The 22,377-nt window shown below is 53.5% G+C and carries 17 protein-coding genes; 3 read left to right on the top strand and 14 right to left on the bottom strand.

What is annotated here, in order from left to right; translation table 11 throughout:
* Positions 1–22 precede the first annotated feature (22 nt).
* From FYJ63_RS00480 to FYJ63_RS00470, 3 genes are read right to left on the bottom strand one after another with little or no spacing between them, the layout of a single operon-like run.
* Entirely contained in the window at positions 23–301 is a 279-nt protein-coding gene (locus FYJ63_RS00480; protein ID WP_154542710.1) for a hypothetical protein, read from the bottom strand.
* Entirely contained in the window at positions 298–1,854 is a 1,557-nt protein-coding gene (locus FYJ63_RS00475) for a Y-family DNA polymerase (protein ID WP_154542708.1), read from the bottom strand. Before FYJ63_RS00475 ends, FYJ63_RS00480 begins: the two co-directional genes overlap by 4 nt.
* Positions 1,855–1,864: 10 nt before the next feature.
* On the bottom strand, positions 1,865–2,362 hold the full coding sequence (locus tag FYJ63_RS00470; RefSeq protein WP_154542706.1) for a SixA phosphatase family protein: 498 nt from the start codon (positions 2,360–2,362) through the stop codon (positions 1,865–1,867).
* Between the two features lie 1,344 nt (positions 2,363–3,706).
* Here FYJ63_RS00470 and FYJ63_RS00465 point away from each other — a divergent pair.
* From FYJ63_RS00465 to FYJ63_RS00455, 3 genes are read left to right on the top strand one after another with little or no spacing between them, the layout of a single operon-like run.
* Positions 3,707–4,294, top strand: coding sequence for a 5-bromo-4-chloroindolyl phosphate hydrolysis family protein (locus FYJ63_RS00465; RefSeq protein ID WP_154542704.1), 588 nt, complete (start codon positions 3,707–3,709; stop codon positions 4,292–4,294).
* Positions 4,291–5,058 carry a hypothetical protein gene (locus FYJ63_RS00460; protein WP_154542702.1) on the top strand — a complete coding sequence of 256 codons (768 nt, stop codon included), beginning with the start codon at positions 4,291–4,293 and terminating at the stop codon, positions 5,056–5,058. The genes FYJ63_RS00465 and FYJ63_RS00460 overlap by 4 nt, the downstream gene beginning before the upstream one ends.
* Before the next feature lie 49 nt (positions 5,059–5,107).
* Complete coding sequence (locus FYJ63_RS00455; RefSeq protein WP_154542700.1) at positions 5,108–6,280, top strand: toxic anion resistance protein; 1,173 nt, start codon at positions 5,108–5,110, stop codon at positions 6,278–6,280.
* Between the two features lie 98 nt (positions 6,281–6,378).
* Here the strand turns inward: FYJ63_RS00455 and FYJ63_RS00450 are convergent, their stop codons facing one another.
* The 11 genes from FYJ63_RS00450 to FYJ63_RS00400 all read right to left on the bottom strand — a co-directional run bounded on the left by FYJ63_RS00450 (position 6,379) and on the right by FYJ63_RS00400 (position 22,370).
* Entirely contained in the window at positions 6,379–6,837 is a 459-nt protein-coding gene (locus FYJ63_RS00450; protein WP_154542698.1) for a metal-sulfur cluster assembly factor, read from the bottom strand.
* 13 nt (positions 6,838–6,850) lie between these two features.
* Positions 6,851–7,390, bottom strand: coding sequence for a Fe-S cluster assembly sulfur transfer protein SufU (gene sufU, locus FYJ63_RS00445; protein ID WP_154542696.1), 540 nt, complete (start codon positions 7,388–7,390; stop codon positions 6,851–6,853).
* 35 nt (positions 7,391–7,425) lie between these two features.
* Complete coding sequence (locus FYJ63_RS00440) at positions 7,426–8,721, bottom strand: aminotransferase class V-fold PLP-dependent enzyme (RefSeq protein ID WP_154542694.1); 1,296 nt, start codon at positions 8,719–8,721, stop codon at positions 7,426–7,428.
* A 124-nt stretch (positions 8,722–8,845) separates the two neighbouring features.
* Positions 8,846–9,598, bottom strand: coding sequence for a Fe-S cluster assembly ATPase SufC (gene sufC / locus FYJ63_RS00435; protein ID WP_154542692.1), 753 nt, complete (start codon positions 9,596–9,598; stop codon positions 8,846–8,848).
* A gap of 29 nt (positions 9,599–9,627) precedes the next feature.
* Positions 9,628–9,939 carry a Rieske (2Fe-2S) protein gene (locus tag FYJ63_RS00430; protein WP_154542690.1) on the bottom strand — a complete coding sequence of 104 codons (312 nt, stop codon included), beginning with the start codon at positions 9,937–9,939 and terminating at the stop codon, positions 9,628–9,630.
* A complete protein-coding gene (gene sufD / locus FYJ63_RS00425) occupies positions 9,936–11,096 on the bottom strand; it encodes a Fe-S cluster assembly protein SufD (protein WP_154542688.1) in 1,161 nt (386 codons plus the stop codon). The genes FYJ63_RS00430 and sufD overlap by 4 nt, the downstream gene beginning before the upstream one ends.
* A complete protein-coding gene (gene sufB, locus FYJ63_RS00420) occupies positions 11,096–12,541 on the bottom strand; it encodes a Fe-S cluster assembly protein SufB (protein ID WP_154542686.1) in 1,446 nt (481 codons plus the stop codon). The genes sufD and sufB overlap by 1 nt, the downstream gene beginning before the upstream one ends.
* Before the next feature lie 10 nt (positions 12,542–12,551).
* Positions 12,552–13,265 (bottom strand): helix-turn-helix transcriptional regulator, encoded by a 714-nt coding sequence (locus FYJ63_RS00415; RefSeq protein WP_277027479.1) that lies wholly within the window; start codon positions 13,263–13,265, stop codon positions 12,552–12,554.
* A gap of 108 nt (positions 13,266–13,373) precedes the next feature.
* On the bottom strand, positions 13,374–20,255 hold the full coding sequence (locus FYJ63_RS00410; protein ID WP_154542684.1) for an SdrD B-like domain-containing protein: 6,882 nt from the start codon (positions 20,253–20,255) through the stop codon (positions 13,374–13,376).
* A 239-nt stretch (positions 20,256–20,494) separates the two neighbouring features.
* Positions 20,495–21,394, bottom strand: coding sequence for a carbohydrate ABC transporter permease (locus FYJ63_RS00405; RefSeq protein ID WP_229769823.1), 900 nt, complete (start codon positions 21,392–21,394; stop codon positions 20,495–20,497).
* A gap of 1 nt (position 21,395) precedes the next feature.
* Positions 21,396–22,370: a carbohydrate ABC transporter permease gene (locus tag FYJ63_RS00400; RefSeq protein ID WP_154542682.1), complete on the bottom strand. Its 975-nt coding sequence runs from the start codon at positions 22,368–22,370 to the stop codon at positions 21,396–21,398.
* Between the last annotated feature and the right edge of the window lie 7 nt (positions 22,371–22,377).

Below are 22,377 nucleotides of genomic sequence, written 5' to 3'. Positions count from 1 at the left end.
AAACCTACACCTATTGGGTGGGTTAGGGCTCAGCGTTCATGGATTCCTCGGTGGCGGCGATGACTTTCCCGAAACCTGTCAGCGCCGCATACGGGGAGAATTGCCCCGCCCTATCGTGGGTCGACATTTGCGGACGGGTGGCAGACTGGTGGTGGGGCAGGTCAATAATGTCGCCGTATTTCGTGCTCGCGCCGTCGGCGGAGCCTACGGGTCGGACCTCTCCGGAGTAGTGCCCGCAGGGAACGGAGCCGGAAGGGTCTGACCCCGTCGGCGTAGCGCCACGAACAAATTCCTCACTCATAACCGGTGCCCTCCCGAGGTCCGATTCCGGTCCAAAGCCGTCGCTCCTTCCGTGAGGTTCATTCCGCGGAAAATCGCGTTCTTCCCGAATTTTTCTTTAATCTCCAAAATGGCCTCCTGCCCGCGGCGCTCCAGCTCCAAATCCGCTTCTTCTTCCTCTGCCTGCGCCTCCAAGGTCTCGTAGTCCGTAAACAAATCCAGCTGTTTTCCCCCGTGCTCACCGACAGGATCACCGCTCGAATCTAACAACTTTTCCGACTGAATATGATTGGCATAAACATACATGCGCCGCACGCTAAGCGCTGGATCCACAATCCGCTCAAAAAGCCGCGTCACCGCTTCAAGCAGGAGCCGCGTGGAAGACGTGGCCCGATCCAAGTTTTCTGTCCCGTGGGCATCTTTCGGAATCCTCCGCCCATAGTTATCCAGTTTTGTTTCGCCCCGATACCCCGCCGCTCGCTGCGCAGTGGCCAAGTTTTCCACGTCGTATCCCACGGTGAGAACAATCTGATCAGTAGTGAAGCCTTTTTTGACAAGATCCAGGGACAGCCCGTCAGTCATCTCCCGCACCACAAGCCGCGCCTCATCAAAGTGATATGGTCGCGGCAGAACCTGACCCGAACTCACGGATTTGGTCTGCGGTTTATAAGCCTTGATGTCCGCAATCGTGGTCGGCTCCCAGCCCCAAGCATGGTCAATCAAAAGCTCGGCATTCACCCCGAAAGTCTCATAAAGACTCTCCTCATTTAGCCGGTCATAGCGCTCCCCCAGCGAAGCCCTCGCCACGTCCCCCATCGTAAGCAGTCCCATGGCCTCCAGCTTCCGCGCAGTAGCCGGCCCGACGCGCCAAAAATCCGTCAGGGGCCGATGCGTCCACAACTGCTCCCGGTAAGTTTTCTCACTAAGTTCAGCCAACCTCACCCCGTGCGAATCCCCTGGAGCGTGTTTTGCCAAAATATCCATGGCAACCTTCGCCAAGTAAAGGTTCTCTCCAATCCCCGCGGTGGCGGTAATCCCGGTGCGCTCATAAACATCGTGGAGCATTGCGGTAGCCAACTCCCGGGCGGTGAGCCGGTAGTACTCAAGGTAGCGGGTCGCGTCAATAAAGACTTCATCAATGGAATAAACATGCACATCCTCGGCGGAAACCCAGTAGAGATAGCGGCGCAAGATATCCCCGCTGACCTGCATATAGAGCTTCATCCGCGGCGGAGCAATCAAATAGTCCACCGCCAAGCCAGGATTCGCTTCGAGCTCGGGCGTAAAAATCGATTTGCCGTTGAGCCTCCCGCCGGGAGCGCGGCGGGCCCGCTGGCGATTGACCTCTCTCACCCGCTGGTTCACTTCAAACAAACGCGGTCGCCCCGGGACCCCAAAGGTTTTCAAAGCCGGCGTCACTGCGAGGCAAATCGTCTTCTCGGTCCGGGACTCGTCGGCCACGACGAGATTTGCGGTCAAAGGCTCGAGTCCGCGTTCCTGGGCTTCCACGGAGGCATAAAAGGATTTCAAATCAATCGCAATATAGGTCCGCTGCTCTTGATCCGTTGCTTCCATGTAGAAAATTTTACATGCTTGGTGGTACCAATCCACCGAGTTTCCAGGTATGTAGCTCTTTCCATGGCACATCTAGCGTTCCCCAAGCAAAGGTAGCGGTGGATAAACCGCGGGTCAGGATTTGCGCACCATCTTCGGGTTCACAAAGGCGTAACGCGAGTTCAGAAACGGCCGGTTCATGCATAACCACAAGCAAAGTGTCGGCTTCTTCGTCGACCTCGCGGATAAGATCCAGGGTGGCACTGGCGTTATTGTTAGCGTAGAGACTGCGTTCGTATTGGAATGCCTCTATCTCCAGGCCGCCATAATGGAGGTATTCGGTGGTTTGTCGCGTTCTGGTAGCGGCTGAGACCAAAGCCAGATCGATTTTTCCCACGGTGCGCGCCATAACTGAGCCTTGCAAACGCGCGGTTTCTCGTCCGTGTTCGGTGAGGGGTCTTTCGAAGTCTGTGGCCGCGTGGCCGGCTTTACTGTGTCGGAGCAGGACAAGGGTGTGGGTATTATTCATAGTCTGATTGTAGTCGAAGGCATCAGCGCTTTAATCGTTGTTTTGTCTATTTTACTATAAGCCTGCTCTTTCAATATTCCCGATTCTAACAACGGTGTGAATTAGAGCCATGTTTTTATCACTAAACCCGGAAAGGGAATAAGTTTGTTTTGGATTATATGGACGCTCTCTATATTATGAATCTATTACGAGACAGTACGGTTGAATATGATGCTGTCTGGCCAGCTTCTACCAGGTGGCTTTCGATGGGAGATGAAAACCACATTCTCAAACACACCGAAGCAACTTCGAACGCCCCAGTTATCTTCGGTATCAAACAATCACTGGCGGAAAACTTGGATGCGTAAGCCGAGATGACGTCATCATGAATTGAATCGGGGCTGCTATCGATTCAGGAGAACTCAAGTTCGCTATGACTTCTGCTATCCAGTCAAACTCGGGAACCTCTCCCTATCTCGCATTTCTTACGGGTTTTGCTAATACCCCCAACGGCCTCACAAACACGATCTCACTAAGCCAGAGTTAAAATCGAAAATCACTTCTGTACTTTCGGGTGTGAATCTTTCTTCCGGTTCCTCGGATTGGCTGGTTGATTTGGTCCTCTCCGGAGACTCCAGCCAAAATCAACTCAAAATACCGGTAAATGTAATGCCTTCAATGCTATAAGCAAGCATAATATAAAGGTAGTCCGTGAAGACTGGGCAATCCAACCGAATAAGATTCTCTCCCCCATCAGATTCATCTTCGCGGATGTCATTAATGAGGCTCTAACCCTATACGAGACTTACTTCAAAAAAACCATCCCGGACGGTTTACCTACCTGACTATTCCGGTTCCATGGAGGGTAGCGGCAATGAGAAAATGCTCCAAGCCCTGGAACGAATCTGGAATCAGGAACGCGCCAAGATATATTTCCTCTAAAACACAGAACAAGACATTTCTGTGTTTCTGCCTTTTGCCGCGGAGTTGGGTAACTCTAGGAAGATTACCGGCACCAAGACCTCCGCGCTTTTGAATAAGGCGAAGGGGTATCCGGTTGGTTGAGGAACCGCCATGTACGAGGCGATATCCGCTTCCCTAGGGCAGTATAGCGAAGTAAACAACCTTCAGGAGTGGACTCCCGCCATCGTGGTTTTACCGATGGAGCGGCTAACGGAGCCATGACTTTTGACCGCTTCCAGAGGCAATATCGCTGGGTTAACTTAGATATTGCCAATTTTCCATCACGTTCGGCGATGCTTCTCCCGAACAGCTAGACCAATCCGCTAAGCTAACTAAATGAAGAGTCTTTGACAGAACCAAAGACCTGAACAACGCTTTCAAGACAGTGAGGTGTTACAATTAATGGCTATCCTATTTGCTCTACTCTCCGTCGGCGTTTTTCTCGGCCTCACCTTGGGGGCGCACGTAAACTTTTTTGCTTCTGCGGGAATCGCGGTGGCTCTGTTCACTGTGTTAGTGCTCTTGAACCATCGCCACAAGAAGTTTGGGAACCTGGTGATTGATGATGAGGCGTTATCTCAACGACTCGAAACAATTGATCTCTCCGCCAGAAAATCGCTTTTAGAAATCCAAAAAACAGCTTCTAGAATGCGCAACTACCGCAAAGAGACAAATCACCTAGTGAAACTCGGCAAGCAGATTCTTAGCTACGTGGAAAGCGACCCCACCGCGATGTCCAAGTCTGAGCACTTCTTGGAATACTATTTCCCCATGCTGCAAAAAATTTTGCAAAACTACGTCTCGCTTTCCGGAGTCATGTTGGAACCTACTAAGCGGGAACAAATTGAAGCTATCACGCAAGAATCTTTGGAATACCTTGACACAATTTTTCAAAAACAACTTGATGGTTACCACAACAATAAGATTCTCGAAATCGAAGCCCAATCAGACCTCCTGGAAAAGACCGCGAAACTGGGAGGTGATTTGTGAAAGGACAAGTTTTACGCATTATCGGCCTCATCATTGTTATCGCAGTTATCAACGCTACCACTTTGTTCATTTTCTTCCGACCTCAACCGACCACTGCTATTAACGGCCTCTTCGGAGGAGGAAAGATCTCTCTTTTCGAAGACCCATCTTTCCCAAAACAGATCCAGAAATCCGACGCCTTGGTGAGGACTACCGATCCGAGCGCCTCGAACTCCGGCGATATGTTACTTCGGCTACCAGCCAATTCCCTCAACGGAGGGAAGGTCATTACCGCAGCGAATCTTCCCACCCTCACTCCACAGATTAAGGCCATCTATCAACAGATCGACAATATGCCGACGTCTTCGGAGGACATGTTCAGCCAATACTTGCGCCAAAGTATCGGGTTCTATCCCCTGGTGGCAGGTTACGAGAGCCAGATGTCGGAACTTTCCAAGATGGAGCCCGAGACTTATGCGAAAATCCAGGATTCCATCCAGATTCTCTGCTCTTCTCCGATAGCGTGGTTCTCGCACGTTTATGTTCCGTTGAGGGATAACGAGGTGAAGGGTCTCGAGGATTTGAAAGGCCCAGGATCCCAGAAACTGGCTTGGGAATCTCACGGATTTAGAATCGTCGTGGCCGCAACTGCCGACCCCAAACAGTTCGCGGTCCTCGGAGTTCCCCAAGAAGTGACGAAAGTGATGCCGATTCTGATAGTTGATATCATGCTGCAATTGATGGATATATTCAAGAGCTATCCCTTGTTGCACCCCCTTTGTTGACCCTTTATCAAACCCAAATAGCCCCTAAAGAAAACGAAAAGGAGAAAGAATGAGCAACGTAAGCCTCGAAGACCTGATGACGAAGACACCCTCGGGTGCCCCCACGGAGGTGCCCTCGGAAGCGACCGCGATGGAGCTCGTCAAGAAAGACGTAGCCGAGTTGAGCCCGGAAGACGAGAACAAGATTGCCGGAATCCGCAAGGAGATTGATGTCCGCGACTCCGTGACCCTGTCGCTCTACGGATCCGGGGCGCAAAAGAACATCGCCCAGTTCTCCGATTCTATTCTCTCCCAGGTGCGTGCCCGAGACGGCGGTGAGGTTGGGGAACTTTTAACCAACATGCTCGTCCAGGTCAAAAACAGCAAACCGACTAGCGGGGGGTTCCTCTCAAAACTGTTCAGCAAGGGCAAAACCGAGATTGAGCGCTACATCGCGAGCTACGATTCCTTGTCCCAGCAGCTTGATGCCATCGCCGCGAGGCTCCAGGGGCAGCAGAAGGAGATGATGACCCAGATTGCGGTGTTCGACAAGATGTATGCCCAAAACCTTGACTATTATCACAATCTGACGCTCTATATCGAGGCCGGGGAACGCGAGATTAAGGATCTGCGCGAGAACACCTTGCCGAAGCTCCACGAGGAGGCCAAGAACTCCGGCGACATGATGGCGGCGCAGGCCGTGGCGGATTTCGAGGCGAATGTCGAGCGTTTCGAGAAGAAGGTCCACGACCTCAAAATCAGCCAGACTTTGTCACTCCAGACTGCCCCGCAGATTAAGCTCATCCAGCAAAACGACCAGCTCCTGGTGGAGAAAATCAACGATGTCGTGAACTCGACGCTTCCTTTGTGGCGGAGCCAGACCGTAATTGCCCTCGGCCTGCAAAAGCAGCGCGATGCGCTCGCGATGGAGAAGGCGGTTTCGGATGCGACCAACGAGATGATTCGGGAAAATGCCCGCCAGTTGAAACAGACCACTCTCGAGGTTCGCGAGGAGGCAGAGCGTTCCACGGTTGACATCGAGACCCTGGAGGCGGCGAATAAGGATCTGATTGAGACCATCAATTCTTCGGTGGAAATCACCAAGCGGGCGATTGCTTCCCGCGCCGAGGCCAGCGAAAAGATGATCACGATGAAGGATGATTTGAAGAAGGCACTGGTGGAGGCGACTACGAGTCGGATGGAAATAAGCGCCCCCGCCGAAGACGTGAACTCCGGGAGCTAGGTAGGGAGCTAAGTAACCAATTAGCCAGCGGTTTTTTTCCTATGGGGACGGGCCAAATTGGTAATTTTTTACCAATTTGGCCCGTCCCCACTGGTAAATCAAACATTAAATCCGAGGGCGCGGAGTTGTTCGCGACCGTCATCGGTAATTTTGTCGGGTCCCCACGGCGGAAGCCACACCCAGTTGATACTCGTGGTTCCCACCAGGTCGCTCAGGACGAAACGGCACTGTTGCTCGATCAAATCGGTCAGCGGGCAGCCCGCCGAGGTAAGCGTCATGTCGATAACGAGGTCGTCTTCGTCCAGGTGAAGTCCGTAAAGTAACCCGAGGTCAACAATGTTGATGCCGAGTTCGGGGTCAATAACATCTTTCAGGGCCTCCACGATTTGATCCACTCGGGCCTGCTGTTCCGGGTCAAGTGGAGTTTCCGTCACTTCGCCCGCGCCACTGGCAGATTCCTGGCTTGCCGCGGACATCTCCCTCGGTTCCATCACGGTCGTACCGCGAGGATTGTCCAAAGAATCCAGCAAGTATTCGCTCAAAGTTTCTTCGCTCATATTATTCCGCTCCTTACCTATCGGTCTTTACTGGGTCGCTCTGGGGCGCTGTCTGGTTCATGATCTCGGGAGCACAGTGGGGAGCCTTCCCGCCAGCGCTGCCTTCCAGCCCCGCCTCGGCCTTCGCAAGGGCTTCCTTCAAAGCCATCCACCCGAGCAACGCACATTTGACGCGGTTGACATATTTTGACACGCCTTCGAGGCTGGAAGCGTCACCTAGACGGTCGAGAAGCTCCTCGTCAACGCCCTTACCGCGCGAGTGCATCATGGTGGAAAAGTCTTCTTCGAGACCCATCACCTTGTCGAGGTCTTGGCCGTTGACCAGTTGATACATCATCGACAAACTCGCTTGGGAGATTGAGCAACCTGACCCATCCCACACTAGGTTCTTTAGCTTCCCGTCCTCGACCTCCACTTGCAAGGTCACTTCATCCCCGCAGGTTGGGTTGACTTGACGGGAGCTGGCCTCCCAACCAGGCAAAGTCCCCGCACCGTGCCGAGCTTTGGACTGCTCCAAAATGAGCTGTTGGTAAAGACTTTCTAGTTCATTCATGCTTCCTCCATCGTGAGTTTAACCCGCGCCATAACTCAATTTTGGGTCCCGAAAAAATCTGCGGCTCTCGGCAATCCCTCAAGCCAGCGGTCAATTTCCGCAAAAGTCGTAGTTGGAGAGAAAGTGGCACGGGTCGAGGCCGTAACCCCAAAGAACTTATGTAAGGGAATGGCACAGTGATGTCCGACCCGCACCGCAACCCCCAAAGAATCAAGGAATTGACCGAGGTCATGAGGGTGAATCCCCTTCATCTCGAAAGACAGCACTCCGGCGCGATTCTCTAGGTCAGTAGGACCGAGAAGTTTGACTCCCGAGATTTCCAAAAGCCGCGGCAAGGCATAGGCCGTGAGGGCGCGTTCGTGAACGGCGATTCTGTCCATCCCGAGCCCTTGCAGATACCGTAAAGCTGCCGCCCAACCAACGATTTGGGCTACCGGCTGGGTACCTGCCTCGAAACGGTACGGCACCGGCAAGAAGGTGGAGGACTCCACCGAAACGTCTTCGATCATGGATCCACCGGATTGAATAATCGGTAGTTGTTCCAGCAATTCGCGCCGCCCCCACAGAGCGCCAACTCCGGTGGGACCGAGCATCTTGTGTCCCGAAAAACACGCGAAGTCCACACCGAGCGAGTCAAGGTCCAAAGGCAAATGCGCCCCGGACTGGCAGGTGTCCAACACGACTACAGCCCCAACCGCACGTGCCGCCTCGATAATCGGCTCGATATCGGTTATCGCGCCGGTGACATTGGACAAGTGGGTGAAAGCTACCACGCGAGTGCGCTCCGTAATCACTTCCTCCAGGTGGCTCAGATCCAGACGCCCGTCCGGCAAAAGGTCTATCACCTTGGTGACCGCTCCGGTTCGCCGCGCCACAAGTTGCCACGGCACCAAGTTGGCGTGGTGTTCCGCGCGGGTGAAAACAATCTCATCTCCGGACTTCAAGTCAAAGGGCCCGCCCGTGTGTTCCCAAGAACCGGCAAAAAAACCGTAAGCAACCATGTTGAGCGCCGCGGTCGCTCCTTGGGTCCACACGATTTCCTCTTCGTCTTTAACCCCGAGAAAATCGGCGACCACCCCGCGGGCATCCTCAAACAGGCTCGTGGCTTCATCCCCGAGCTGGTGGGTGCCACGATGAACGGCCCCGTTGTGGAACCGATAGAACTCATCCAGAGTATCTAAGACAACCTGGGGTTTTTGGGAGGTGGCGGCAGAATCGAGGTAGGCAATCGGTTGTCCGTTACGGCCTTCTACGGAAAGTATCGGGAAATCGGCGCGAATTCGGGCGAGATCCGCCTCCGTAAAGTCCAAAGCCTTTTCGATTTCCGCCATTTTCGCGCTTCCTCTCTCTTACTTGTTACCTAACTCGGGAGATTTCGGGCCTCACTGCCATATATGGCACCAACAACCAAATTCTCCTGAGTTACGTCACTGACTCCACCTATATCCGACTCAATCAAGCAGCCAAATACTTGTCGTAGCCGTTCTCCTCGAGTTCATCGGCTAACTCCGGCCCGCCTTCCTTAACGATGTGGCCATCAGCGAAAACATGGACGAAATCGGGATGGACATAGCGCAAAATCCGCGAATAGTGGGTGATCAGCATGATGCCCGTATTATTCGCTTCGTGAACCCGATTGATGCCTTCGGAGACAATCTTCAAAGCATCAATATCTAGGCCAGAGTCGGTTTCGTCCAGAATCGCGAAACTCGGGGCGAGTAACTGCATCTGCAAAATCTCGAGACGCTTCTTTTCCCCACCGGAGAATCCGGCATTCAAGTCACGCGAGGCAAATTCTTTCTCCATCTTGAAATCATCAAAAGCCCCGTCAACGACTTTCAGCCATTGGCGCAAAGCAGGTGCTTCTCCCGCTACGGCAGTTTTCGCGGTCCTAAGGAAGTTAGAGACGGAAACGCCGGGAACCTCCACGGGATACTGCATGGCTAGGAACAAACCCAAACGCGCCCGTTCGTCCACGGTCATCTCGAGAATATTTTTCCCGTCCAACAGAGCCTCTCCGCCGGTCACTTCATATTTCGGGTGACCCGCGAGAACATAGCTCAACGTGGATTTACCCGAACCGTTTGGCCCCATAATGGCGTGAATTTCTCCCGACTCAATCTTGAGGTTCACACCTTTCAGGATCGGCTTGGACCCTTCCGGGGTTTCGACCTGCGCTTGCAGATCTTTTACTTCTAAAACAGACAACTTGTTCTCCTTAGGTTTCTACTCGTCTTTTAGGCGTGAAGATCGACTTTCACGACGTCTCCGTCGACTTCCACCGGATACATCGCGAGGGGCTCGTGAGCCGGAGAATCCGGTTCACCGGTTACGAGGTCAAAGCGCGCTCCGTGAGCAAAACACTCCACGCAACCGTCATCGATCTCGCCCTCGGACATGGTGTAGCCGGCGTGGGGACAGGCATCATCCATTGCATAGAAGTTTCCGGCGTCGTCGCGTAACACCGCAACAGCTTGCCCCTCCAATTCGATAGTCTTACCGGTACCGGGCTCGATTTCGTCTACAGTGACAGCATTGATAAAGCTCATTTTAAGCTCCCTTCAGATAGGTGACTGTCCACTAGCTCGAGCACGTGATCAGTCAATTGTGGAATTTCCATTTCATTTAATAGTTCAGCATAGAATGCCTTGACAACCAGCCGTTTCGCCTCCACCGGATCAATGCCGCGGCTCATGAGGTAGAACAACTGTTCATCGTCAAATCTTCCCGTTGCCGAAGCGTGTCCGGCGCCTTCGATTTGCCCGTTGTGAATCTCGAGGTTCGGAACGGAATCGACCCGAGGTCCTTTCCCGAGAACGAGATTTCGGTTTAGCTCATAGGAATCTGTGCCGTAGGCTTGCGGCCCGATTCCTACATCCCCGACCCACACCGCGTGGGCAGCTTGGCCTTGCAAGGCGCCCTTGTAGGTCACGCGCGACTTCGAGGACGAAGCCACATGTTCGATGAAGAGTCGGTGTTCCTGATGTTGGCCGGCATCGGTGAAGTACAGCCCGAGCAGATTCAGGTCGGCGTGTTCCTCGGGAAGCTGGGCGCCCATCCCGATTCGAACCACGTCTCCCCCGAGAGTAATCACCCCGTGCTTGACCTCCGCCTCGCGTCCCAAAGTGATCTCGTGGGTGGCAACGTGTTTTGCCCCGGTGTCCCAGTCCTGCAGGGAGACCACGTCGAGTTTTGCCCCGTCTTCCGCTTTGATTTCTACGGTTTCGTTCAAGGTACCGCCACCGGTGTGGCGGAGCACTACAATCGCGTGGGAGTTCGGCAAGGCGCGAACCCGCACGTGTCCCACCATGGCCTTTGCTTCGGCGGAAATGTCAACAAAGAGAATCTCCGGATTGTCGCCTTCCACCGTCAAGTTCAAGGTTTGCTCGATATTGTTCCAGCCCGCCGCTCCGGCGCGGTCGAAGGGTGCATCACTCAACGGCGCCAGGCCCAGGGGTTCTTTCAACTCCGCAAGGATGCCGCCGTGATCCGCGCTTGAGCCCAGTTCCAGGTCCTTTCCAGCAAAGGAATACTTTGGCGAGCCACCGGTTAGCTCCTCAGTCAGCAATTCTTCGAGTCGCTCAATCGGGGTGAAACGCCAGGCCTCCTCTCGAGCCTGTGGCATCGGAAAATCGGCGATATTGGTGGATTTGAGGCGGGTCGGGGCGGGAGCCGCGACATTGTTCAAAGTGACTTCGTTGCTCATTAGCCCACCGATCCTTCCATCTGTAGCTCAATTAATCGGTTCAGCTCCAAGGCGTATTCCATCGGGAGTTCCTTCGCTATTGGCTCAACGAAGCCGCGCACAATGGTCGACATCGCCTCGGTTTCGGTCAGCCCGCGGCTCATCAGGTAGAACAACTGGTCTTCGGAAACTTTCGAGACCGTGGCTTCGTGACCCATCTCGACCTCGTCGTTGCGCACGTCCACGTAAGGATAGGTGTCCGAGCGCGAAATCGTGTCTACAAGCAGCGCGTCACACAAGACGTTTGACTTAGAGCCGGTGGCTTTCTCATCAATGTCAACAAGCCCGCGGTAAGAGGCTCGCCCGCCTTGCCGAGAAATCGACTTGCTGACAATGTGAGAAGATGTGTGGGGCGCCAGATGGAACATTTTCGCGCCGGTGTCCTGTTGCTGACCCTTCCCCGCAAAAGCGATGGACAGGGTCTCACCGCGGGCGTGTTCCCCGGTCAAATAAACGGAAGGGTACTTCATATTGATGCGCGAACCGATGTTGCCATCAATCCACTCCATCGTCGCGCCCTCCTCGGCAATCGCTCGCTGGGTCACGAGGTTCAAGACGTTGTTTGACCAGTTCTGGATAGTCGTGTAGCGCACGCGGGCATTCCTTTTGACAAAAATCTCCACAATCGCGGCGTGCAGGGAATCAGATTTGTAAATCGGCGCGGTACAACCCTCCACATAATGCACATACGAACCTTCATCGGCGATAATCAAGGTTCTTTCGAACTGACCCATGTTTTCCGTATTGATGCGGAAATATGCCTGGAGTGGAATCGTACACTGTACGCCCTTGGGAACGTAAATAAACGAGCCTCCGGACCACACGGCTGTGTTTAATGCGGCGAACTTGTTGTCTCCCGCGGGAACGGCGCGACCAAAATATTCCTTGAAAAGTTCGGGATATTCTTTCAGACCCGTGTCGGTATCTAGGAAAATCACACCCTGTTTTTCGAGGTCTTCGCGGATTTGATGGTAGACGACCTCGGACTCGTATTGAGCCGCGACCCCGTCAACAAGGCGCTGACGTTCCGCCTCGGGAATTCCCAGGCGGTCATAGGTGAGTTTAATGTCCTCGGGCAAATCGTCCCAAGACTGTGCGACCTTGTCGGAAGCGCGCACGAAATACTTGAACTGGTCGAAATCCAGGAACTGCAAGTCTGGACCCCAGGTCGGGATGGGTTTGCGCTCGAAAATTTTCAGGGCTTTCAACCGCAGTTTCAGCATCCATTCCGGCTCGTCCTTCATCGACGAAATATATCTCACGACATCTTCGTTCAACCCGCGACGTGCCGCCTGACCAGCGGTGTCGGAATCATGCCAACCGAATTCGTATTTGTCCGAGATAGATTCGATAATCTCGTCATCCGTGCGGCGCTTGAGCTCAGATTCGCTCAAAGTTTCGCTCATTGTTTTCCTTTCATTTCATTTTTCCAGCTCTGAGAGTGACCTTGGTGCCACCGTTTACTCCGTTGGTGCGAAGCATCAAGGGGACACTCGTCGTGCAAGCATGGTCACCATCGGCTATGGTCGCAAGCCTTTGAATATGGGTGTCCAGAAGACGCGAAAACGCCTGGGTTTCCGCTTCACACAGTTTCGGGAAGTTCTTGGCCACATCTTGAACCGGACAGGAACCCTGACACAGTTGCAAGGCTAGACCCTGTTTCGTGTGCCGAACCGTGGCCGCGTAGCCGTCTTGCGCCAGTGCATCGGCCAACGCCACCACTCGAGCCTCCGGATCCTCGCCGGCAGCGTGAACCACCGGCGCATAGCGGCGTTCCACTTCCCGAGAATGCCGGTTGGCGAAGTCCTCAATGGCTTCCGATCCCGCGACTTGCTTTAGGTACTCCAGGGCTTTCGTGGCCATCCGAGAATACCCATCAGGCCTGGTGGCACGTCCAGCATCGGTGGCCACGTAGTTCCGCGCGGGGCGCCCTCTGCCCCTCGCAACCAGAGAGGTGGGGTCTAGATTCTCGATCTGGCCCGAATTCTCTAGGTAGATGAGGTGGCGACGCACTGCGGCCGGTGTCAGTTTTAAGATGTTCGCCAGAGTGGATGCGGTGATAGGGCCTTTTTCAATAATTAAATCCAGCACGACCTGGCGGGTTCCCTGATCATCAACAGGAAGCTGCACGGACTCGCCCCTTTCTCATGCCTTCATTAGTATAATCTCAGACCGATTTTTGTTTAATCAGCCTTTCCTAAATCTAGCATAAATCGAAAGGGTTGTCTTTCTTAAACCTTATTTGATCAAGATGCTTTCAGACTCACGTCGGCGCGATGCCGCTGCTAAAAGGAGCATTCCCAGCCCACCGAAGGTGAGTGCCAGCCATCCGAACCGAGTCGCATTGAAGCCTGTCTTCGCTAAGCCTAAATTCATCAGACCAGCGTTTGCCAAGTTGTAATACTGACCGCGCATGACTTCAAACCACTCGGTTCTCCCGAGGTTATCTGCCTTGGAATCGTACCCGTACTTGGTGAAGTTGAAGCCAGGGGGAGCCTTGAAAAGCACATAGTATTTACCGGGATTAACAGCATTAAAGATGTATTCACCGTTATTCCCGGTGATGGTTTCAGACACCACACGGTTGTTTTCATCAATAAGTTGGACAATAACTCCGGGAAGCAACGGTTCTCCGGGATCACGGTTGCCGTCTCCGTTCATATCATGCCACGCCAACTCACCAACAGCCCCATGATCCCCATCAATCGGCCTTTTAGGGGTTGATCCGGGTACCGAAGGTACGGATGGATCAACCGAATCTCCGGGTGCGGGTTCTCCATTCGGAGTCGGACTCGGAGTCGGAGTCGGAGTCGGAGTCGGACTCACGTTGGGATTTGGTGTGGGAACAGTCCACGATGGAATGTTTGGTGTCCCACTTCCACCTCCGGGACTCGGAGGCCCGGGCGGCGGCGCCACTGGGTTCACTGTCGGCTGATAGGTCGACGTGAACGGGTTCCCGTTGGAGTCGCTTACTCCCACAGTCACCGGCGTGGTTGAACCGATGTAGTCGTCTTCCGGGATGAAAGTGACCACCCCGGTGGAGGGGTCAACCTCGAAAGTGCCAACATTTGGAACTGTCTTTTCGGTGGTGCCGGGATTGTCAATCCAGTACGTTACAGCATCCGGATCCGAGTCGAGGTCAGCACCGGGGAACATTTCTTCTGGTGTCTTACCGTTATCCCCACTCCCCTTGTCGTTTGAATGCTGGGTTTCACCCTGGTTGCCGACAGTGGTTGCGGGAACCGTAGCTGGGGTGGTCGGGTTCACCGTCGGGATATAGGTTGCCTTCCACTCGGTGTGTTTTCTAGTGGTAACGCCAACCGTAACCCCTCTTGCCGAACCGGTGAAGTCCGGTTCGGGTTCAAAAGTGACCACACCAGTCGCAGGATCTACAGTGTAGGTTCCTTCACCGGGAACTGTCTTAGTCCTCGTTCCGTCCGTTTCGAGCCAAAAAATGGCATTGCTCAAATCCGTTCCTACGAACATTTCAGACGGGGTTTTACCGTTGTCCCCACTGTTCTTATCGTTTGAATGCTGCGCATCGCCTTGAACCCCTATGGTGGTTGCGTTCACGGTGGTCACAGGGGTCACCGTAGGGGTATAGGTCGTGTTATAGGAATTACCTGCAGTGGTGGTAAGCCCCACAGTAACGGGAACAGCCGGGGTGGCGGGGGTCGTCACATAACCACGCTCCGGGGTGAAGGACACTTCTCCGGTGGTGGGATTGATGGAATAGTCACCCACACCGGGAACAGTAACGCTCAGGACTCGCTTACTGTTGTCATTCGGGTCGTCTCCTGGTTTCACCAACCAGTAGCTCGGGGTGGCGCCAAGGTCTGCTCCTGGGAAAGCCTCTGCGGCGGTCAACCCGTGATCCCCGGTTTCCTTATCAGTGGAATGCTGGGTGGCACCCTGCTCATCAGTGGTGGTGATGGCTTTGGGGGTAACTGATGGCGGTCCCGGTGGCGTTGGAGGCGGGGTCGTGGATGTCACCGTCGGGGTATAGGTGGTTTTAACTTCCACTCCCCCAGTGGTTGTCACCCCGAAGGTCACGCCCCCTGTGTGGGTGCCTACAAAGTCGCTCTCCGGCACGAAAGTAACTACGCCGGTATCCGCCACTGAATAGGTGCCAACACCAGGAACAGTGACGGTGGTAGTGTGCGCGTGTGTGTCTGGATCTTCCAGCCAGAAGGTCGCGCCGCTCAACGGCACGTCGGGGAAAGCTCCGGCCGCGGATTTGCCGTTATCCCCAGATCCATTGTCGGTGGAGTGCTGAGTGATGCCTTGTTCATCGACAGTGGTGATCGTCTGCGGCACGTAAGGTTTTACCTGCGGACGATAGAATGCCTCGTAGGTTCCCTTTCCGGGAATGGCGGCTGAAACTATGGCTGGGATGGGGGTTCCAACAAAGCCTGGAACTGGGTTGAAAGTTACGACTCCGTCACCCGCAATCGTATAGGTGCCCTGAGGATTACCGAAGCTGTCCTTAGGTGTAAGACTATCCAAGAGGTTTCCATCGGTGTCCTTCAATTTGAAAGTTGCCGCGGAAAGATCCAACGGGATGGGGGTCTTGGATTGGAACATCTGCGCGGGGGTCACCCCGTTATTAGTTCCACCGGGGTTAGTTCCCGTGTCATTGGAATTCTGTACCTCACCTTGCATCCCCACAGTGACGGCATCTTTGGTTTCCACTTCGGTGGAGGGACTAACTTTCGGGGTGTAGGTGGCGGTCCAATCCACGCCCTTCTGGTTCGTAACTCCTACTGTAACCGGGGTGGCGGTGCCGCTTGTGAAATTGGGATTGGGCGTGAAGGTGACAATCCCGTCGGCTCCAATTGTATAGGTGCCTTCATCGACGCTCACGCTGGTTTTGTGTACACTATCAGAAGGATCGACAAGCCAGAAGTTCGCGCTGGTCAAATCGGTGCCGCTAAACATCTGTGCTGGGGTTTTCCCTCCCGCGCCGGAGTCATTAGAATGCTGGGTAACTCCGGGAGCATTCTCGCTTGTCGCCGGACTGGTAGTCACCGGGGTCACCGTCGGGGTGTAGGTAGTAGTGAAATCTACTGATGCCGTGGTGGTGACGCCGAGAGTTATCGCCTCAGAGGTGCCCGTGAAGGTGTCCACTGGTGTAAAGGTCACCACACCGGAGCTATCCACACTGTAGGTGCCTTTACCGGAGATGGTGACATTTTGCTTATGTGTGCTGTCCGCTGGATCAACTAGCCAGTAGGAAGCTCCGCTGAGTTCAACCCCAGGGAAGGCTTCTGCGGCGGTCATCCCATGATCCCCGGTTTCCTTGTCAGTGGAGCGCTGGGTGACTTTTTGCTCATCTGTAGTGGTTATTCCCACAGTGTTATAGGGTTTCACGATGGGCTGGTACCTGGCGGTGTATTGTTGCCCGTCAATAGTGGCAACGATGGTGGCGGGTGTGGGGTTGCCGACAAAGCCGGGATTCGGGGTAAAAGTGACGACTCCGGTAGAGGTGTTTATGGAATACCTCCCGGCCTCTGCCACCGGGGTGTTGTCCGTAGCCACCCCACCAACAATAAGTTCTCCGGTGATGGTTGAGGTGGGGTCGGAGGTGTCAGTGGGGTCGTGGAGCCCAAAGGTAGCTCCCGTAAAATTCAAGGGCAGGTTACCGCCGCTCGCGCTAAACATCTCCGTGGCACTCAATCCCTGGTCGTTTCCGGCGCTGTCGTTTACTTTATCGGTAGAGAGCTGCACCTGGCCTTGCATCGCATAGGTGGTGGCGTCGTGGGTAACAACTGCCGGAGCCCACAAAGCATAAAGATGGTTCTTGGCGGTTTCATCAGCGGTATCAAGCATGATTGTGGATTGAGTTCCGTCCTTGTTGAACCCAGAGTCACAGCTCGTTGCTGAGCGATCCTGTACCCAGCATTTGAAGAGGAGTTCTTGACCGTCGGACTGACAACTGAAGGTGGTTTTGTCTCCGGAGGTATCGTCTTTGTCGTTTTGCATCACATCAATGTCGACACGAATCCCCAGGTTGGTTTTTTCATAGCTTGTATTGTCAGCGATGTTGCAGTTTCGGTGATAGGTCAGGCTCGTGGTTTGTATTTCCGGAGCCTTCCACACGGCAAAGAGCGTCATGGTGTCCGTTGATCCGTTATTCGGGACGAGGTTTTCCAAGGTTCCTGGCTCTATCGGGGTGCATCCCGTGGTGGTGGCACAGTTCTGGTTGGGACTCCACCCGAGGAACAAGTCATCCACTCCGCTAGTGGTTTGTTTCGCGGCGGAAGTACTTGCCAACGGGACAATCAGGGTTTTAGCGTTAGCGAGGTAATCATAAGGGGATGCCTTGTCAACAGGAGGATTCTCCCCTCCATTCATGTCATAAACCACTTTGAGCTGCTTGTATTTCCAACGCGGGTAGAGCACCACGTCGAGTGTGTCGTGTATGTTGCCATCAAGAACATTAGAATCGAAGATCTTGAAGCCGCTCGACCCGAAGACGTATTCAGCCATCTCTTCGGTAGTCTCGCCCTGTTCGTCTTTTTTGGTGGCGATCCAATACCACCCCAAGAACTGGGAGGCATTTGCTGGGGGGTGTGCCGTAACGGTTTTGTCACCGACCCTCACGGTCAATTCGCTGGCAGAGCCTTCAACGAAGGACCCGTCAGAGATTGATTCAATGTTGGTATATTTCGCGGTGGTTTCATCGCCTCGGTTACGCACTTCATCTTGATAGACACGGATGCTGTTGGCTGGCTTTTCCCACTTGGCGTAAAGGTTCGTGTTTGACGCCGGCATGGTGACGTCAGTGTCGGTGACATATTGGGGTTGCTGGTTGTGATTGGGGTCACGCCACCAACCTTTAAATATTTCTTCAACCCCGCTAAATTCACAGATGTCTCCGTCTTGAAGCACGAAGTTTCCGGTGAGTTCGCTCGTGCCTCGCGTGCACTTCGTGGCCTTGAGAGTCGCGGCACTTACGGAGGGCTCACCGATTTTCTGGGGGCTGGCGGGGTAGCTAGTTCCGGTGGCTCCATCGGTGATGGCCTTGTTAACGGTGTTAACCGTGCCGCCGCTTTTAAGGTTTTCCTGGTAAAGGTAGTGCTGTGTGGCTACGGTTTCTCGTTTGGAAACATATCTCACATCATAGGCATTGCGGTTATAGAACATAAACCCGATATAGGCGTGGGTGGAATCCGACACGCCACCAGATCCAGGGTCACAGATCCAATTATAGGAGCCGATTGGTTCACGGCACTGGGCTGTGCTTTGGAAGTTCGGGTTACTTTGTCCTCCCAACATGTAGTCTCTCCAACGAGGGTTCGTGGAATCTGTATTCACATCCACCGCTTGCGCGCCACTAGTGTAAGTGTCGTAAGTGATTTTATCGTGTTGAACCTGAGTGAAGCCTTCGATGTCAACATGGTCGGTGGAGTCAACCCATTGATTCCCGGTCTGGCAACTACCTGCACCAGTTTTATCCGCCATATATGTGCATTGTCCAGAAGTGAAGGACGCACTAGTGCGAATGGAAGGATTCGCGGGATCCGGGTTGACTTTTGGAAGCATAGTGTTGATAGCACTCGGGTTATCGGCATCCCACTTGGAGGCGTCCCATTCATAGAATCTCAGTTGGAAGGTGGCATTGTTTCCCCAGACGCGATACATTCTGACATCGTTGTTGGGCATCACGAAAGGCGAAGTGTAGTAGGAGTTCAAGGAGGTGTCACGGTAATAGCGATATCCCGGATAGGTGGTGTTCAAATAGGCGAAATATGCGTCAGAGGGCTGCCCATAGCGGAGAAGTTTATATTCATTCCCGCTGTTTAGGGGACTCCAAGGGGAGTTGGAATATTGACGATTGTAAACCTGGGCTTTGTAAACCTTGCGATCCAGGTATATGTCAAAAACGCTTTTCCCGTCGGCGTTGATTTTTCCCGTGGAAGCGATGTTACGGTTGACGGTTGATGACTTGCACTTCGTGTTTTCAGGAAGGTCTTGGTCATCAGCGGCGGCATCCGCGGGTGTGTTACAAAATTTGAAACCCTCATAGGTTACTTTCGCGTCAAATTGCCCGATAGCGTTCTCGTCCGGTGCTGTGACAGAAACATCAATGTTTTTTGCAAATTTAACATCGTCGGCGGCATTGAAAATGGTTCCGGCTTGACCGAGCATCTTCCAGGTGTCGCGGAATTCATAGTCGTCAATGGGTGTGGTACCCACGGTGTCATTAGCACTTCCGGGTTTTTGCGTGAAAACGCGAATGTAGTAGGTAACTTCCTGGGGCTGCCACGTGGCTTTCAAAATGATCTTTTTGTCACCATTTTGGTCGATACTAGCTGCGGTTTGAGTGGAGGCGGTGACTTGAGTGCTTCCATTATTCGGGTCAACCCAATGGAGAAAAGTATAGCCCGGACAAGTTGGGGGGTTGTTTGTCTTGTTGCGGATTCCCTCTTGGTCAAGGGTGCGATCCCCGCGAATATACATGGGTTTAATAGTGGGACACCGATCGGAGGAATTCGGTGGAGTCGTGTCGAAAATGAGGGTGTAGCGATCTTCGGGAATAGCGAAAAGCCTGAGATGTCCATTCGTTCCCCCACTGCCCAAAGTCGAGAAATCGAATCGAGCTGGGTTAGGAGTGGTGTCGGGATTGTCCACAGACCAGTACATGAATTGTCGATCAGGAATGATTTTGAGAACCGGATTGAAAGGCGGCTGATAGCTTGAAAAATCCGTCACTTTCGCGGTCTCATAAACCGAGCCTTCGGAAATATAAGTGATGACAAGGGTTTCGGTAAACACTGGGCAGGCTTTCTTGACACCAGAACCACTCGCGGTGTTGCTGCCGGGAACAATCTCGGTGGAGGATCCACATTCAACCCACTTGTCGAAATACTTTCCCGTCGGGTAAGTCTTGGGAAGCCCCGGATCGGGGAGCTTATCGCCACTCGGAACATGAAAGGTGGCTAAAGGGTTTTGTGAAGTATCGTCGGAGTTATAGAATATATAGACCCAAGTTTCACCCCCGCTCGGCAAAATATTGGCAACCGCTGTTGAGGTCAGAAGAAGCGAGAATACGGTAAATACCGCGCCTATAGTCAGTGAGAGATATCGCTTGGGACGAGACATCTTAGAGAATGCCATTTGAGGCACCCCCCCCCCGACGAATGTCCACTAAAAGGCTGACCAATCATGTCGGCGTTCCTTATCTGTCAGATCGTGTCCTCGTGAGACAAGACTATTATTAGTGACGTTAAATATACTAAGAGTAAATCACTCAAATAGTAAAGACATTGTGGCTGAAAAATCGCTGAAATTTCAGGGAAAAATGTCTGTACGAATGCTGATTATAGCTGGGGTTTCACCTCGCGCCGCATCTCCAATTATTTCACACTACCGGCGGTGAGCCCACCGATCAGACGCTTTTCGATTAAGGCAAACATGATGATGACCGGAACAATGGCGATAATCGAGGTCGTGAACATGTACTGCCAATCTTTGACATAAAGCCCCAAGAACCGCGGCATGGCCACAGTCAGCGGCTGGAGGCCAGGATCTTGCACCAAAACAAAAGCGGCCGCGTATTCGTTCCAGGAGTTCACAAACACGAAGATGATGGCGGTCACGATTCCGGGCCACACCAGTGGCAAGGAGATCTTGAACATGGTCTGGAGCCGTCCTAAACCATCCATCAAGGCGGCTTCATCAATTTCTCGCGGCACAGAGGCGAAGAAAGACCACATAATCCAAATTGCGAAAGACAGGTTGAAGGTGCCGTTGATGAGGATCAGCGCCGCCCACACTGCGTAGCCTTTCCACCCGGAAAACTCCTGGTAGAGACCGACTGCGAGCACGGTAGGCTGCAACATCTGGGTGCAAAGCACTAGGAACATGAACGCCATGCGTCCCGGGAACTTGAACCTCGCTACATAGTAGGCGGCCGGTGTCGCTACCAGTAGCACCAGCAGGGTCGCTCCGATGGCGATGACTGCGGTTGCGGTCAGGGCTCCGCCCACGTTTACCGCCGGGAAATTCCACACCGTCAAGAAGTTGGACCACTCCACTCTAGATGGCAGGTACTCGGGCGGGATCTTCATGACATCGGGACGAGTCTTCAGAGCAGTAGTGAGCATCAAGGCGTAGGGGAAAGCGAAAAACGCGATGACGATAATGACTCCGATAACGATTCCAATCGGATTCGGTCGGGAATCGAATCCGCGCATTCTCTTCTGGCGCTTGTTGGTGGCGCGATCTGAACTGTGAGGGGCTAGTGCGGTACTCATGTCAGTCAATCTCCTTCGTCGGTTTCACGGCCGCCAGATAGATAGCGATAATCACCAAGCAGAACAGGAAGTTAATCACCGAAAGCGCCGAGGACACCCCGGGCCCGAGCTGTGCCTTGTACTGGAAAATCAGGGTCGTAGTGGTGTGAGCAGCGTGGTAGCCCGGAATGTCGACCAGGATTTTCAAAATCGGCAGGGAGTTAAACACGTTGATGACATTGATCAATGAAGCCGTCGCAACCGCCCCGCGCAACAGCGGAAACACGATTAGCCAGTAGCGTTGGAAAGAGGTCGCGCCATCAATAGCGGAAGCCTCCAGAATGTCGCGAGGTACGGACTGCAGGCCTGCCAAAATTGTGTAGGTCGTGAACGGTAGCGACACATAGACCGCCACAAAAACCGCCACCCAGAAAGCGGAAACCGGATGTTTCGTGAAAGCATAGGTCTGTTCCAGAATCCCGCTGTCCACCAAGAACCGGTTGAAAACCCCAAATTCGTTGTCCAAACCGTAGCGGAAAACCGTGGAAGTCATCACGACCGAACACGCCCACGGCAAAATCACGAAAAGACGAACCAGCTTTCGCCCGCGGAAGTTCTTGTTGAGGAACTGGGCCAAGATGAGGGATAACACCACGGTAACGATAACGACGACAATGACCCAAACGACTGTGTTGACCAAAACTCGCGGAATATCCGCACCCGGATAGGTCAGTGCCCCACCCTTTCCGATGTAGTTATCCCAACCGGTAAAGCCCTTGTCAACCCCGTAACGATTGAATTTGATGAAAGAGTAGTAAACGAGCAGCACGGTCGGGTAGACGACCACTCCCAAAATGAGAATCAGCGTCGGCGCTAACCAGGGTAGCGCGGCCAGGCTCTCCAGGTGCTGTCGCTGTGGCTTTATATTTTTGCGTTTTCGTTCACCCTCAAGGCCGGACTTGGCGGCAGGTAGGGTGGGAGTTTTGGTACTCGTCATAGGAACC

The organism is Mobiluncus porci (assembly GCF_009695935.1).
Lineage (GTDB): Bacteria > Actinomycetota > Actinomycetes > Actinomycetales > Actinomycetaceae > Mobiluncus > Mobiluncus porci.
Note: the sequence above shows the minus strand (reverse complement) of the source record. Positions and strands in the feature narration are given on the sequence as shown.

Excerpts from the sequence above, each read along its gene's own strand:
- FYJ63_RS00455 (WP_154542700.1), top strand. The coding sequence starts at position 5,108 with ATGAGCAACGTAAGCCTCGAAGACCTGATGACGAAGACACCCTCGGGT.
- FYJ63_RS00470 (WP_154542706.1), bottom strand. The coding sequence starts at position 2,362 with ATGAATAATACCCACACCCTTGTCCTGCTCCGACACAGTAAAGCCGGC.
- sufD (WP_154542688.1), bottom strand. The coding sequence starts at position 11,096 with ATGAGCAACGAAGTCACTTTGAACAATGTCGCGGCTCCCGCCCCGACC.
- FYJ63_RS00400 (WP_154542682.1), bottom strand. The coding sequence starts at position 22,370 with ATGACGAGTACCAAAACTCCCACCCTACCTGCCGCCAAGTCCGGCCTT.
- FYJ63_RS00405 (WP_229769823.1), bottom strand. The coding sequence starts at position 21,394 with ATGAGTACCGCACTAGCCCCTCACAGTTCAGATCGCGCCACCAACAAG.
- FYJ63_RS00430 (WP_154542690.1), bottom strand. The coding sequence starts at position 9,939 with ATGAGCTTTATCAATGCTGTCACTGTAGACGAAATCGAGCCCGGTACC.
- FYJ63_RS00410 (WP_154542684.1), bottom strand. The coding sequence starts at position 20,255 with ATGGCATTCTCTAAGATGTCTCGTCCCAAGCGATATCTCTCACTGACT.
- FYJ63_RS00465 (WP_154542704.1), top strand. The coding sequence starts at position 3,707 with ATGGCTATCCTATTTGCTCTACTCTCCGTCGGCGTTTTTCTCGGCCTC.
- FYJ63_RS00480 (WP_154542710.1), bottom strand. The coding sequence starts at position 301 with ATGAGTGAGGAATTTGTTCGTGGCGCTACGCCGACGGGGTCAGACCCT.
- sufB (WP_154542686.1), bottom strand. The coding sequence starts at position 12,541 with ATGAGCGAAACTTTGAGCGAATCTGAGCTCAAGCGCCGCACGGATGAC.
- FYJ63_RS00450 (WP_154542698.1), bottom strand. The coding sequence starts at position 6,837 with ATGAGCGAAGAAACTTTGAGCGAATACTTGCTGGATTCTTTGGACAAT.
- FYJ63_RS00440 (WP_154542694.1), bottom strand. The coding sequence starts at position 8,721 with ATGGCGGAAATCGAAAAGGCTTTGGACTTTACGGAGGCGGATCTCGCC.
- FYJ63_RS00475 (WP_154542708.1), bottom strand. The coding sequence starts at position 1,854 with ATGGAAGCAACGGATCAAGAGCAGCGGACCTATATTGCGATTGATTTG.
- sufU (WP_154542696.1), bottom strand. The coding sequence starts at position 7,390 with ATGAATGAACTAGAAAGTCTTTACCAACAGCTCATTTTGGAGCAGTCC.